Source organism: Agromyces sp. NPDC058126 (assembly GCF_042884595.1).
Lineage (GTDB): Bacteria > Actinomycetota > Actinomycetes > Actinomycetales > Microbacteriaceae > Agromyces.
Genome location: NZ_JBHVTS010000005.1, coordinates 125,918 through 138,120 on the forward strand (window position 1 = coordinate 125,918; position 12,203 = coordinate 138,120).

General features: G+C 69.7%; 14 protein-coding genes. 9 read left to right on the plus strand and 5 right to left on the minus strand.

The window, feature by feature from the left end:
• Window positions 1-142: 142 nt before the first annotated feature.
• The gene (gene rmuC / locus ACFVTR_RS15535; RefSeq protein ID WP_387038735.1) at window positions 143-1,606 is read right to left on the minus strand and encodes a DNA recombination protein RmuC; all 1,464 of its coding nucleotides are present in this window, start codon (window positions 1,604-1,606) and stop codon (window positions 143-145) included.
• A 58-nt stretch (window positions 1,607-1,664) separates the two neighbouring features.
• On the minus strand, window positions 1,665-2,282 hold the full coding sequence (locus tag ACFVTR_RS15540; RefSeq protein ID WP_387038737.1) for a 3'-5' exonuclease: 618 nt from the start codon (window positions 2,280-2,282) through the stop codon (window positions 1,665-1,667).
• A gap of 142 nt (window positions 2,283-2,424) precedes the next feature.
• Between ACFVTR_RS15540 and ACFVTR_RS15545 the strand changes: the two genes are divergently transcribed.
• The gene (locus ACFVTR_RS15545) at window positions 2,425-3,210 is read left to right on the plus strand and encodes a class I SAM-dependent methyltransferase (RefSeq protein WP_387038738.1); all 786 of its coding nucleotides are present in this window, start codon (window positions 2,425-2,427) and stop codon (window positions 3,208-3,210) included.
• A 16-nt stretch (window positions 3,211-3,226) separates the two neighbouring features.
• On the opposite strand, the gene ACFVTR_RS15550 is transcribed toward ACFVTR_RS15545, so the two are convergent.
• Window positions 3,227-3,898 (minus strand): hypothetical protein, encoded by a 672-nt coding sequence (locus ACFVTR_RS15550; protein ID WP_387038740.1) that lies wholly within the window; start codon window positions 3,896-3,898, stop codon window positions 3,227-3,229.
• Between the two features lie 109 nt (window positions 3,899-4,007).
• Here ACFVTR_RS15550 and ychF point away from each other — a divergent pair, with 109 nt between their 5' ends.
• The 5 genes from ychF (at window position 4,008) to ACFVTR_RS15575 (ending at window position 8,035) form a co-directional block, all read left to right on the plus strand.
• Complete coding sequence (ychF, locus tag ACFVTR_RS15555) at window positions 4,008-5,081, plus strand: redox-regulated ATPase YchF (RefSeq protein WP_387038742.1); 1,074 nt, start codon at window positions 4,008-4,010, stop codon at window positions 5,079-5,081.
• 7 nt (window positions 5,082-5,088) lie between these two features.
• The gene (locus ACFVTR_RS15560; protein ID WP_387038744.1) at window positions 5,089-5,757 is read left to right on the plus strand and encodes a helix-turn-helix domain-containing protein; all 669 of its coding nucleotides are present in this window, start codon (window positions 5,089-5,091) and stop codon (window positions 5,755-5,757) included.
• Between the two features lie 81 nt (window positions 5,758-5,838).
• Window positions 5,839-6,369: a VOC family protein gene (locus tag ACFVTR_RS15565; RefSeq protein ID WP_387038746.1), complete on the plus strand. Its 531-nt coding sequence runs from the start codon at window positions 5,839-5,841 to the stop codon at window positions 6,367-6,369.
• A 293-nt stretch (window positions 6,370-6,662) separates the two neighbouring features.
• Window positions 6,663-7,115 (plus strand): hypothetical protein, encoded by a 453-nt coding sequence (locus ACFVTR_RS15570; protein WP_387038748.1) that lies wholly within the window; start codon window positions 6,663-6,665, stop codon window positions 7,113-7,115.
• A gap of 203 nt (window positions 7,116-7,318) precedes the next feature.
• Window positions 7,319-8,035: a CHAD domain-containing protein gene (locus ACFVTR_RS15575; RefSeq protein WP_387038750.1), complete on the plus strand. Its 717-nt coding sequence runs from the start codon at window positions 7,319-7,321 to the stop codon at window positions 8,033-8,035.
• On the opposite strand, the gene ACFVTR_RS15580 is transcribed toward ACFVTR_RS15575, so the two are convergent.
• Window positions 7,990-8,571: an ArsR/SmtB family transcription factor gene (locus ACFVTR_RS15580; protein WP_387038751.1), complete on the minus strand. Its 582-nt coding sequence runs from the start codon at window positions 8,569-8,571 to the stop codon at window positions 7,990-7,992. The genes ACFVTR_RS15575 and ACFVTR_RS15580 overlap by 46 nt on opposite strands.
• 67 nt (window positions 8,572-8,638) lie before the next feature.
• Here ACFVTR_RS15580 and ACFVTR_RS15585 point away from each other — a divergent pair, with 67 nt between their 5' ends.
• Together ACFVTR_RS15585 and ACFVTR_RS15590 are read left to right on the plus strand one after the other, a co-directional pair.
• Window positions 8,639-9,208, plus strand: coding sequence for a dienelactone hydrolase family protein (locus ACFVTR_RS15585; protein WP_387038753.1), 570 nt, complete (start codon window positions 8,639-8,641; stop codon window positions 9,206-9,208).
• Window positions 9,209-9,246: 38 nt separating this feature from the next.
• Window positions 9,247-9,795, plus strand: coding sequence for a GNAT family N-acetyltransferase (locus ACFVTR_RS15590; RefSeq protein WP_387038755.1), 549 nt, complete (start codon window positions 9,247-9,249; stop codon window positions 9,793-9,795).
• A gap of 21 nt (window positions 9,796-9,816) precedes the next feature.
• On the opposite strand, the gene ACFVTR_RS15595 is transcribed toward ACFVTR_RS15590, so the two are convergent.
• Window positions 9,817-10,566, minus strand: a complete 750-nt coding sequence (locus ACFVTR_RS15595; RefSeq protein WP_387038756.1) for a patatin-like phospholipase family protein — start codon at window positions 10,564-10,566, stop codon at window positions 9,817-9,819.
• Between the two features lie 120 nt (window positions 10,567-10,686).
• Between ACFVTR_RS15595 and ACFVTR_RS15600 the strand changes: the two genes are divergently transcribed.
• Window positions 10,687-12,195 (plus strand): hypothetical protein, encoded by a 1,509-nt coding sequence (locus ACFVTR_RS15600; protein WP_387038758.1) that lies wholly within the window; start codon window positions 10,687-10,689, stop codon window positions 12,193-12,195.
• Window positions 12,196-12,203: the final 8 nt, after the last annotated feature.

A 12,203-nucleotide genomic window follows, 5' to 3' on the forward strand; every position in this document is an offset into this window, starting at 1 on the left:
CCCACGCCCCCCCTTACCCCACCCGGAAAAACAACGCTATGCGGGCCCACCCACCCACCACTGTCTTCTGTCCACCCCCTCGCGGCCCCCGGGACCCCAGCTGCGCCCCCTACCCCCGCTTCGCCGTCTGGACGCCCGAGGGTCAGATGCTGCGTCGGATCTCGGGGTCGATGTCGGCGAGGAGGTCGTCGTGCGCCGTCGAAGCCTCGGCGTCGACCCCGGCTTCGGCCCCGGTCTCGGCGGGTGCGTCGAGCATCGGCTGCTCGACGGCGGCGGCCGTCGTGAACTCGTACGCGGTCAGTTCGCGGGGGCTCTCGTCGATGCCCTCGATCGTGGCGAGCACCTTGGTCTCGTCGAGCGCCTTGAGCTTGCGGGCGGTGGGCAGCACGCGCGACTCGAGCGAGCCGACGAAGGTGTTGTAGTCCTTCACCGTGCGTTCGATCGTGCGACCGAGCTTCTCGATCTGCCCGGCGGTCGTCGACAGGCGCGCGTAGAGCTCGCGGCTGAGGTCGAAGAGGGTCTTCGCCTCCTTGGTCAGGACGTCCTGCTGCCAGCTGAACGCCACGGTCTTGAGCACCGACCAGAGCGTCACGGGTGAGGCGAGTGCGACCCGCTTCGAGAAGGCGAACTCGAGCAGCGAGGGATCGGCTTCGAGGGCGCTCGAGATGAGCGACTCGCTCGGGATGAACGCGATCACCATCTCGGGGGAGGCGCCCAGGCCCTCCCAGTAGGTCTTGCCGCCGAGCGCGACGATGTGGTCGCGCACCGCCTTGACGTGGTTCTTCAGGAGGGCGTCGCGCTGGGCGCCTTCGCTGCCGGTGGCGGTCGCGGGAATCTGGCTGGCCTCGAGGTAGGCGTTGAACGGCACCTTCGCGTCGACCGCGATGTGCTTGCCGCCCGGCAGGTGGATGACCATGTCGGGGCGACCTGCGCCCGCGTCGGTCGTGACCGAGTGCTGCGTGTCGAAGTCGACCCGCTCGATGAGCCCCGCGGCCTCGACGACGCTGCGCAGCTGCGTCTCGCCCCAGACGCCGCGGGTGCTGTTGGATCGAAGGGCGGAGGCGAGCGACTCGGCCGTCGAGCGCAGGCGCTCTTCGCTCTCGGCGGCGGCCTTCAGCTGCTGGCTCAGCTCGCCGTGCTGCCGGTGGCGCTGCGTCTCGAGCTCGGCGACCTTGGCCTGCATGTCGGTGAGCGTCTTCTTCACCGGCGCGAGCTCTTGGAGCACCTTGCTGTCGGCCGCCTCCTTCGCCTCGCGCTGGCGCTGCTCGAACTGCTGTCGCTCGACGAGCTCGCGATGTTGGGCGCGCGCCGCCTCGATCTGCTCGCGGAGACCGGCGGCCGTGGCCTCGACGGCGGCAAGCTCGGCGCCGAGGTTCGACTGCTTCGACTGCTCGTCGGCGAGGGCGCGGGCGAGCTGCGCCTCGCCGCTCGCCCGCAGCTCGATGAGCGCCTGCTGGTGCCGCGCCTCGACGAGGGCGGGGTCTTCGACCGGGGCGAGGTCGGCCGGACCGGCCGCTGCGGCACGTCGCTGGGCGAGGAACCAGGCGCCGAGCGCGCCGAGCAGGACGCCCACGATGAGGCCGATGACGAGCAGCAGGATCTCCATGCCATCGAGTGTCGCAGGCGCCGCCGACATCGCACGGCGGGCGGGTCGGCGGGGCGGGCTACTGCAGCGCCATCGGGCCGTTCGCCGCGCGATCGGCGGCCACCGCGACCGGGCCGATCGACCCGAGCTTCACCCGCGTGATGTGCGCGAGGCGCTCGACGTCGTCGGCGCCGTGGCGCTCGGCGGCGTGCACGATGATCGCCGCGCAGGCCTCGGCGTCGGCGAGGGCGTCGTGGTGCGAGAAGCCCTCGAAGCCGGCCGCCATCGCGGCGACGGGCAGCCGGTACGAGTCGAGGTGGTAGGTGCGCCGCGCCACCTGCAGGCTGCAGAGCGAGCGGTAGTCGGGCACCACGAGGCCCCACGCGGTCGAGGTCTTGGCGATGACGCCGAGGTCGAACGTCGCGTTGTGCGCCACCAGCACGTCGCCGCCCGCGAACTCGCGGAGTGCGGGCAGGTGGGTGCGCCAGTCCGGCGCGTCGGCGACCATCTCGGGAGTGATGCCGTGGATGCGGACGTTCCACTCCGAGAACTCGTCGTGCGGGAACGGCGGCCGGATGTACCAGTGCACCCGGTCGACGACCTGCCCGTCGCGCACTTTCACGAGCCCGACCGAACAGGCGGACGCGCCGGAGGAGTTGGCGGTTTCGAAGTCGATCGCGGTGAAGTCCACTGGCACGAGGACATCGTGCCACGCGTCACCGACACCGGCCGACCGCGGCCGGGCGGGTCACGAGATCGGCACCGAGGCGTGCCGGTTGACGGATGCCCCGCCGCGGACTGGAATGGAGGCGCGACCCGCGCGACGAGAGGACGAGCCCATGAGCGACGCCCCCGAACGAGGTGCGGGCGAACTGGTCGCCGATCCCGGCGCCCCCGAGACACGGCGCACGGCGAGATCGTTCGGCGCCGCGGCATCCGTCTATCACCGGGCGCGACCCGGCTACCCGCCGGAGGCCGTCGAATGGCTGATCGGCGACGCGCGACGCGTGCTCGACCTCGGCGCCGGCACCGGCAAGCTGACCGAGGCGCTCGTCGAGCTCGACCGCGACGTGATCGCGGTCGATCCGGTCGAGGAGATGCTCGAGGAGCTCGAGATCGCGGTGCCCGGCGTGCCGCGGATCCTCGGCACCGCCGAGGACATCCCCATCGAGGATGCCTCGGTCGACGCCGTCGTCGCGGGGCAGGCGTGGCACTGGTTCACCCCCGCGCGCGCGGTTCCCGAGATCGCCCGCGTGCTGCGGCCCGGCGGCGTGCTCGGGCTCATCTGGAACTCGCGCGACACGAGCACCGACTGGCTGCGCGAGGCCGGCGAGATCATGCACGAACGCCACGATGCGAGCGCGACGTTCGAGACCTACGTGCAGGTGGACCGGCCGTTCGGGCCGATCGAGGAGCACACGGTCGCCTGGTCGAAGCGGATGACCCGAGCCGGCTTCCTCGACCTCGTGCGCTCGCGGAGCTACTTCATCACCGCGAGCGAGTCCGAGCAGGCCGCGACGCTCGCCGCCCTCGAGACGCTGCTCGCGACGCATCCCGATCTCGCGGGCGCCGAGGAACTCGAGGTGCCCTACGTCACCCGGTGCTTCCGCACGCGGCTCGGCTGAACCGTGGCCGCCGGACTCAGAACGGGTAGTAGGAGAGCATCGGCGCCTTGAGCATGACGATGCTCGTGTCGCTCTCGTCCGCTCGCAGCCCCACCATGTCGGTGATCTCGCCGCCGGGCGTGGGCGGCACGAGCGACGGGTCGACGGGATCGATCCGATAGTCGGACTGCTCGTGCACGAGCGGGGTCACCGCGGCGACCTCGCTGACCGGCGACCCGACGGTCGGGCCGCTCGCGCTGCGCACCGCGACCCCCTCGACCTCGGGCGCGGTGACCTCGACGAGCGACGGCAGGAAGTAGTCGGCGCGGGGCTTCTCGAGACCGACGGCGTCGCCGAGCGTGAAGGCGCCCCAGGTGTACAGGTCGAAATCGACGTAGTGCCCGCCAGATCCGTCGCGCACGGACACCACCGGGTCGGCGCCGAAGGCGCCGGTGAGGGCCGCGACCGCCGGAGCGACCTCGTCGGCCCAGACGTGCGTGAACGTCGTCGAGCCGTCGGTGTCGACGAGGCTGAAGCCGCTGCCGTCGACCACGATCTCGGCGGTCTCGGGCTCGGCGGGCTCGGGTGTCGAGCTCGACGCAGCCGGGGTCTCGCTCGGTGCAGGGGTCGCAGGAGCCGGTGCGGTGGCGGCGCAGCCGGCGAGTGCGACGGCGGCGAGGGCGATGAGCGTCAGGCGAAGCATCCTCATGCGCTCAGCATGGCCGAGCCGGCCGCGACGGTGGGTGACGCTCCGATAACGAATCGGCGGCGCTCACGCCGACCTCGCGACCAGCCGTACCCCGGTAGACTGTGCCCCCGTGGCTCTCACTATCGGCATCGTCGGCCTGCCCAACGTCGGCAAGTCCACCCTCTTCAACGCCCTGACCAAGAACCAGGTGCTCGCAGCGAACTACCCGTTCGCGACGATCGAGCCCAACGTCGGCGTGGTGAACCTGCCCGACCCGCGACTCGCGACGCTCGCCTCGATCTTCGGCTCCGAGCGCATCCTGCCCGCGGCCGTGTCGTTCGTCGATATCGCCGGCATCGTGCGCGGCGCCTCCGAGGGCGAGGGCCTCGGCAACAAGTTCCTCGCGAACATCCGCGAGGCCGATGCGATCGCGCAGGTCGTGCGCGGCTTCGAGGACGGCGATGTCGTGCACGTCGACGGCAAGATCGACCCGAAGTCCGACATGGAGACGATCAACACCGAGCTGATCCTCGCCGACCTCGAGACGCTCGAGCGCGCCATCCCGCGCTACGAGAAGGAGATCAAGGGCAAGAAGCTCGACCCCTCGGTGCTCGCTGCGGCGAAGGAGGCGCAGGAGGTGCTGCAGAAGGGCACGCCCCTCTCCGCAGCATCCGTCGATCTGGAGCCCATCAAGGAGCTCGGCCTGCTCACCGCGAAGCCCTTCATCTACGTGTTCAACGTCGACGAGGCAGTGCTCACGGATGACGCGAAGAAGGCTGAGCTCGCCGCACTCGTCGCCCCCGCCGAGGCCGTGTTCCTCGACGCGAAGATCGAGTCGGAGCTCATCGACCTCGACCCCGAGGAGGCCGCGGAGCTGCTCGCCTCGACGGGCCAGGAGGAGTCGGGTCTCGACCAGCTCGCCCGCATCGGCTTCGACACCCTCGGCCTGCAGACCTACCTCACCGCGGGCCCGAAGGAGTCGCGCGCGTGGACGATCCACAAGGGCGACAAGGCCCCGCAGGCGGCCGGCGTGATCCACACCGACTTCGAGCGCGGCTTCATCAAGGCAGAGGTCATCTCGTTCGCCGACCTCGTCGAGACCGGATCGGTCGCCGAGGCCCGCGCGAAGGGCAAGGCCCGCATGGAGGGCAAGGACTACGTCATGCAGGACGGCGACGTGGTGGAGTTCCGCTTCAACGTGTGATCCGCGGATGGAGCGCATCTACGAGGAGCACCATCCTGATTCGCCCGTGCTGGAGTGCGTGTGGCAGGCGCGGGCGACGCGAGATGAGCGCTACCTCGTGCCGGCCGTCGAGTACTGGGATCTGTGGTTCGCCCGCGAGCCGGATGGAGAGGTGCTCGCCGGGCTGGCGGGCCCGACCCTCGGGCACCGCTGGATCCGCTCGAAGATCGGACAGCACAGCTGGGGTATCCAGCTGAAGCCTCACGCCATTCTGCCCGGAGTGAGCAAGCAGCTTCTGCTCGGCGGCGAGCGGCAGCTCGTGGTCGAAGCCGGGCACGTCGTACTCGCGCAGCATGCCGTGCCGTTTCCGGAGTTCGAGGATCTCGAAGCCTTCACCGACCGCCTACTGGAACTGGACGTACTGCGGAGCGACGACGACGTCCGGCGGATGCTCTCCGGCGATGACGCAGGCTACTCGGAGCGGCACCGGCAGCGCCGGGTGCGCGCCGCGACCGGGCTCACGCGCAAGCAGATCGAGCAATTGTCGCGAGCGCGTGAAGCGTTCGCTCTGCTGCTGCAGGGCGTGCCGCCGGTCGAATGCGCTGCACGCTGCGGTTTCGCGGACCAGGCGCACCTGACTCGTTCGCTGAGAGCCTTCCACGGACGAACGCCAGCCCAGGTGCTGTCGGGCCGATGACGGCGGGAATGTTCAAGACCGTGACATTCGCTCGGTGATGGACTGATGACATCGCATCCGCCACGAGTACAGGAGCACACGATGTCTGCACCCGCCGCCCCCGAGGGGTATGCCACGGTCAACCCCTTCATCATCACCAGCGACGCCGAGGAGCTCGCCCGGTTCGTCGTCGAGGTCTTCGATGGTGAGGAACGCGCGGAGGCCCGCACCGTCGACGAGGACGGCCTCCTTCTGCAGGCCGAGGTTCGCGTCGGAACGACGACCATCATGTTCGCCGAGCGCAAGCCGGACTGGCCCTTCACTCCGAGCCTGCTTCAGGTGTACGTCGATGACATCGACGCGGTGCTCGAGCGTGCACTCGCCCGCGACTCACGGCTCATCACGAAGCCCACCGACTTCTTCGGGACCCGGTTCGCTCGCATCCAGGATTCGAGCGCGAACATCTGGTGGATCTGGCAGCACGGCGAGCCTGCATCGGAAGAGGCCTCCGGTGACCAGGACTGGACTGTCGAGGAGCACGGCGGAGGGTGGGGAGAGGTCTCGGCCGAGCTCGCTTACATCCACGACACGCTGCTCGACGCGATGACCGGCTTGCGCGATCCGAAGAGCTGAGAGGGCACATCGCCTGCGGCGAGCTCGGCCCATCGTCACTCGGCGGCGGGCAGTACCGGGTAGTCCGTCGGGTAGACACAGATCGCGAACCCGTAGACGGTCTCGCCCGACTCGGGAGGCGGTCGAACTCCTCGACCAGATCGGCCATGCGGCGCCAGAACTCTGGGGCCTCCCTAGGAATTCGGTCCGCCCGACCCGTACCGCGGCGGAACGCCGTCGAACTCGGCTGCTCGGTCGCGGGTGTATCCGAGACGTTACCCGCGGCGAGTCGTCGGCTCGCTATGTTTGCACTCATGTCACGTCGCCGGAGGCATGCCCGCGCAGCGGTCGTCGTCGCGATCGCGACGAGCGCGGTCGCCGGGCTCTCCGCGTGCTCGTATGTCGACCGCATCGCCGTCCGCCTCAACGAGGACCAGACCGTCGACGTGCTCTCCTGCGAGTCGCTCGACGAGATTTCGGGCGCTCGCGTCTACCTCGACGACGACTTGTCCGCGACACTGCGCGCAGATGAGTTGACCGACTCGGCCGGTGGACTCACGCAGGGAGACGTGATTTGGCTCTCGGAGGTTCCAATGGGAGGCGAGTGGAGCATCCTTGGCCTCTCTGTCGATGGAGTCCTCGATTCGCACGGGTGGACGCTCGACGGCACATTCGAGCGCGAGGATCTGGTCGTCGGGGAATGGGTCTGGGCGAGGACGGGCGTGTTCTTCGGGGCCGTACCGGTCGAGGGATGCGAACCGAAGTAGGGCGAGTACTGGACCATCCTCACCGTTTCGCTCGATCTGGTCCGACGGCGTCGGTGACCACGACATCGACGCGAATGTGCTCGGATTCGGACGGATGCAGCTCATGTCGAGCGTCGGGAAGAAGGTCGGTTCACGGACGCGGCCTGACTCGGGTGCGACGGTCGGGGATTCCCCGGGGGCGCCGTTCCCGACAGAATCGAAGTATGACTGCCGAGTCACTCCTCGGCGACCGGGTGCGCGACGTGATCAGCGAGCTCATCGCGGCGGAGCCCGAGGTTCGACGGAACACCGACGACGCCGTCCACCGGGCGCGCACGCTCACACGCCGGTTGCGCGCGTTCCTTCCGCTCGTCCCCGGCCGCGACGCTGAGAAGGCGGCGCACGGCCTCGAGCGCTACGGGGACGTGCTCGGTGCGGTTCGGGACCTCGAGGTGCGCCAGAAGCTGGTGAAACGGCTGCTGGCAGAGTTCGGCGACGACGGTGGGTCGGACGACGTGCCTCAACGGCTGGTGAAGGCGGTCAAGCGAGAGCGGCGACGCGCCCATCGCGAGGTGGTGCGCTACCTCGACGGGTCGAAGTACCGCAAGCTCGTCGATCGACTCGAAGCCGTACGCGGGGTCGTCGACGTGCTCGACGCGTCGGAGGTCCGACACGAGATCCGCAAGCACGCGCGGGCCCTGCGGTACCTCGCCGAAGCGCTCGGTGATGAACAGGCTGCGGCCGCCGGCGCGGCGCTGCAGGACGCCATCGGCGACCAACGCGATCACCTGCTGTTGTCTCGGTGGCTCGACGCCGAGGCCGAGTCCGACGAATCGATCCGCGGAGTCCGAGATGCCGCGCGACGGCAAGCGGAGGAGATGTCGGGAGGTCCGGCTCAGCGCGGAGGATCGGCGGCCTCGGACGCCGGCAGCGCCGGGTAGTCGGTGGGGTAGACGCCGATCGCGAACCCGTACACCGTGTCACCCGAGCGCGGCAGTCGGTCGAACTCCTCCACGAGTTCGGCCATGCGTGCCCAGAACTCCGAGGCCTGGTCCTCCGAGATACGGGCATGCCGGATGAAGCCCCAGAGTCTTCCCTCCTCGAACGCCGTGGCCGACTCGCGTGCGGCGACTTCGAAGTCGTTGAAGTCGCCCGACACCTCGCCGCCGACGGATGCGGGTTCCGCGGCGATGAAGAACAAACGCGCCGTGCGCCCGTAGAAGCGCTCCTCGATCGCCCGCACCTTCCGCGTGCGTACCACCTGGAGCAGGCCGTTGCGGGCGAGTACGTCGACGTGGTGGGCGACCGTGCTCTTGGGGCGCTCGACGGCCGCCGCCAGCTCGGTGACGGTCGCGGCGCGCTCGTGGAGCAACTGCAGGATCGTGGTGCGGAGCGGGTGGCCGATGGCCTTCACCTGCGCGGGCTCGGTCAGCGCCATCCGATCGGCGAGCTCATAGCCAGGAGGGTTGTCCGCCATGACCGAACAGACTAGCATCGTGGAATGATCCAAAATAGTCGATCAATTGAACGGGGATGCCACTGACATGGCCGAAGTACTGCTGTACCACCACATCCAGGGTCTGACCGACGGAGTGCGTGCCTTCGCCGACGAGCTGCGGCAGGCCGGCCACACCGTACACACGCCCGACCTGTTCGACGGTCGCACGTTCGACAGCATCGACGAGGGCTTCGCGTTCGCGCGCGAGGCGGGGTTCGAGGCCATCCGGGAGCGCGGCGCCGCCGCAGCGGAGGCGTATGGTCCCGAGCTCGTCTACGCCGGGTTCTCCTTCGGCGTGATGATCGCCCAGCGGCTCGCGCAGACCCGGCCGGGCGCCCGCGGGGCGCTGCTCATGTACTCCTGCATTCCTGTCGCGGAGTTCGGGGGAGCGTGGCCGGAGGGAGTGCCGGTGCAGATCCACGGCAAGGAGGGCGACGAGTTCTTCGACGAGGACCTGCCGGCCGCGCGGGAGCTCGTCGCCTCGACGAGCGACGCCGAGCTGTTCGTCTATCCCGGCGACCAGCATCTCTTCGCCGACTCCTCGCTCGACGCCTACGACCCCGAGGCGTCGGCGCTGCTCATGGAGCGGCTGAAGGGGTTCCTCGCAACGGTCTGAGCCGGGCGCGGGTGGGACGGTCGTGCAACGATGTCGACGTGACCCTCCCCACTCCCACTCTGGAAACCGAACGACTCCGACTGCGTCCCTTCGCCGACGGCGACGCCGATGCCCTCTTCGCCCTGAACAGCGACGCGTACGTGCTGCGCTACTGGGACTCTCCACCGTGGACCGACCGGTCATCGATCGAACGCTTCATGGCCGGATGCCGACGGATGGAGGAGGAGGGCACCGGCGCGCGCGTCGCGATCGAACGGACGAGCGACCAGCTGTTCGTCGGCTGGTGCACCTTCAACAGCTGGGATCCGGACTTCAAGAGCGCTTCCCTCGGCTACTGCTTCACGCAGTCGGCTTGGGGGCACGGCTACGCGACGGAGTCGGCTCGCGCCGTGCTCGGCTGGGCCTTCGACACGCTCGACCTCAACCGGGTCCAGTCGGAGACCGACACCCGCAACGCGGCCTCGGCCCGGGTGCTCGAGAAGCTCGGCTTCGAGCGCGAGGGCACGTTGCGCGAGGACTGCATCGTCAACGGCGACGTCTCCGACAGCTGGGTGTACGGCCTGCTGCGGCGTGACTGGGAGCGCTGAACGCGCGAACGCCGAGGGGCCTCAGACGGACGCGAGCTCGGATGCCGCGTCGAGCGCGAGCGCCGCGGCACGGCGACCCTCGGCGATGAGGCGCGGCGCATCCGCCATCGTCCACTGCGCCATGCCCTCCATCTCGGGCTGGACGAGCACGACCGACGGGTCGCGCACGAGATCGGCGGTGCGGCTCACCGTGCGCATCATGCGGACGTTCTCGAACTTCGCGTGGAGGCGCACGACGATGACGCGCGAGGCGCCGAGCTCACGCGCGGCCGTGAACGGAACGTTGTCGACCATGCCCCCGTCGGCGAGGAGCGCTCCGTGGCGACGGACGGGCGCGAGCAGGCCTGGGACCGCGATCGTCGACCGCAGCGCGACGCTCAGCGGCCCGTGGTCGATGGTCACCGCGCGACGGGTGAGGAGATCGGTGGCGACTGCGCCGAAGCGGCGCGGGAGCTCCTCGATCAGCGGATCGCAGCCGAACACGCGTCGCACGGCGTCGTCGATCGCACGCGAGTCGAGCAGGCCGAGCCGCGGGGCGAACGACCATCGGGCGATCTCCCGCCAACGGAATGCGAGGGCGACGCGTTCGATCTCCGCCGCGTCGAAGCCGGCTGCGTAGGCGGCGGCGATCAGCGCGCCCGAGCTCGTACCGACGGCGATGCCGGGCCGGATGCCACGGTCCTCGAGTTCCTGGAGTACGCCGACGTGTGCGGCGCCGAATGCAGCGCCACCGCTCAGGGTGAGGCCGAGGGCAGGATCGCTCGCAGTCACGTCCGGTTCTCCGATCTGTCTGCGGTCGACCGTATCCCGCCCGTGTGGGGCGATGCTGTGCGACCGCAGTGAGAACCCTGAGTGCCCTGGGATGTCCGCGCTGTGACGTAGTCTCCGAGCATGCGCCTTCGGACCCGAGACCTCGCCGTGGACGTGCTCGACCTCCCGCTGCCGGTACCCGAGGACGCACGCGACCGCTACCGCACTGCGACGTGCGTGCTCGACGATCGATTCCTGGTGACCTCGTGGGTCGAAGGGCGCGAGTCGGTGAGGATCGGGGTGCTCGACCTCCGCGACGGATCGTGGCGGGTCGGCAAGGGCGTTCGCGGCATGCTCGCCGCCGCACTGGCGCTGCCGGGCTCCCGCGCGCTCCTGCTGTGCGACTACGGCCTGTTCGAGTTCGATCTCCAGGCGATGAAGGTCACCCGTCGACTCAGCGCGAAGATCGGCAAGTACAACGATCTGCTGCGATTCGACGACGACGACCACGCCCTCGTCGTCGTGGGCAACAGGCGCGCGACCATGGAGTCGCTCGTCTCGCTCGAAGCATTCGATGTCGTGCGACGACGGAAGCGGCGCACGGGCGAGGTCGAACCGGTCGCCGAAGCCGTCGCGCGTGCGGGCGTCGAGCGCGTGCTGCATCGCGACGACGGTGTGCTCCTCGGTGCCACGAGCTCGCATCCGGGCGATCGCCAGCAGCTCGTGGTCATCGACGAGGCGTCGGCCGAGGTCATGACCTCCGTGGAATTTCCGTGCGGCCTCGCGAGCGCGCACCCCGTCCACGACGGGATCGTCGCGGCCGCGCCTCACCTCGGGCGCGGTGGTGGCCTCACCGAGATCACCGGACTCTTCGACGACCCCGACCCGGCGCACGACGGCCCGACGCTCGCGCAGTTAGCCGCCCGGGCGAGCGACTCGGCCGCGGCGATCCTCGAACGTCGTCGACGCCGAATCCCGCCCCGGACGGTCGTCCGAGGCATCCGACTCGACCCGGGCGGCGAACTCGCCGATGTGTCGGCGCAGCGCATCACGCTTGTCGACTGCAGCGTCGCGCGTGCGAGCACCGCCGAGGAGCGACCGAGGATCGCGCGCGTCCACGTCACCGACCTCGAGCTCTCGCCGGCGTCGGTGAACGGGGCCGTGCTCGAAGACGTCGTCATCGACGGGATCGCCTCCACGGTGAACTCGTCGTTCGTCTTCGGGTGCGAACTGCGCCGGGTGACGCTGCGGGGCCGCATCGAGCACCTCATCCTGAACGCCACCATCTCGGATCTCGACCCGGAGACGAACCGGCGCTATGCGGCGTGGCACCGAGCTCGTCTCGACGACCCCGAATGGATGCTCGACCTGCGGGAGGCGACCGGCGACATCACGATCCGGGGGTACCCGTCCAGGTTCATCCGACGCAACCCCGAGCTCCACGTCGTCGTCACCGCCGAGTCGGCGGCCGGATCGGACTGGGAGTCGATCGACGCGGGGCGCTCGGCGCTGGTCGTCGGGCTCGACGAACTCATCCAGTACGGGTGGGAGGACGTCACGCTCATCGTCGATCCGCACGGCCGTCGCGCCGACGCCGACTTCCGGTACGTCCGCGAGCTGCGCGCCCGCGGGATCGCTCAGGCCGACTAGGCGGCGAC

What these genes read in the sequence shown, in the direction of transcription:
- rmuC (WP_387038735.1), bottom strand. Translation starts at nt 1,606, where the DNA reads ATGGAGATCCTGCTGCTCGTCATCGGCCTCATCGTGGGCGTCCTGCTC.
- ACFVTR_RS15545 (WP_387038738.1), top strand. Translation starts at nt 2,425, where the DNA reads ATGAGCGACGCCCCCGAACGAGGTGCGGGCGAACTGGTCGCCGATCCC.
- ACFVTR_RS15550 (WP_387038740.1), bottom strand. Translation starts at nt 3,898, where the DNA reads ATGAGGATGCTTCGCCTGACGCTCATCGCCCTCGCCGCCGTCGCACTC.
- ACFVTR_RS15560 (WP_387038744.1), top strand. Translation starts at nt 5,089, where the DNA reads ATGGAGCGCATCTACGAGGAGCACCATCCTGATTCGCCCGTGCTGGAG.
- ACFVTR_RS15565 (WP_387038746.1), top strand. Translation starts at nt 5,839, where the DNA reads ATGTCTGCACCCGCCGCCCCCGAGGGGTATGCCACGGTCAACCCCTTC.
- ACFVTR_RS15570 (WP_387038748.1), top strand. Translation starts at nt 6,663, where the DNA reads ATGTCACGTCGCCGGAGGCATGCCCGCGCAGCGGTCGTCGTCGCGATC.
- ACFVTR_RS15575 (WP_387038750.1), top strand. Translation starts at nt 7,319, where the DNA reads ATGACTGCCGAGTCACTCCTCGGCGACCGGGTGCGCGACGTGATCAGC.
- ACFVTR_RS15580 (WP_387038751.1), bottom strand. Translation starts at nt 8,571, where the DNA reads ATGGCGGACAACCCTCCTGGCTATGAGCTCGCCGATCGGATGGCGCTG.
- ACFVTR_RS15585 (WP_387038753.1), top strand. Translation starts at nt 8,639, where the DNA reads ATGGCCGAAGTACTGCTGTACCACCACATCCAGGGTCTGACCGACGGA.
- ACFVTR_RS15600 (WP_387038758.1), top strand. Translation starts at nt 10,687, where the DNA reads ATGCGCCTTCGGACCCGAGACCTCGCCGTGGACGTGCTCGACCTCCCG.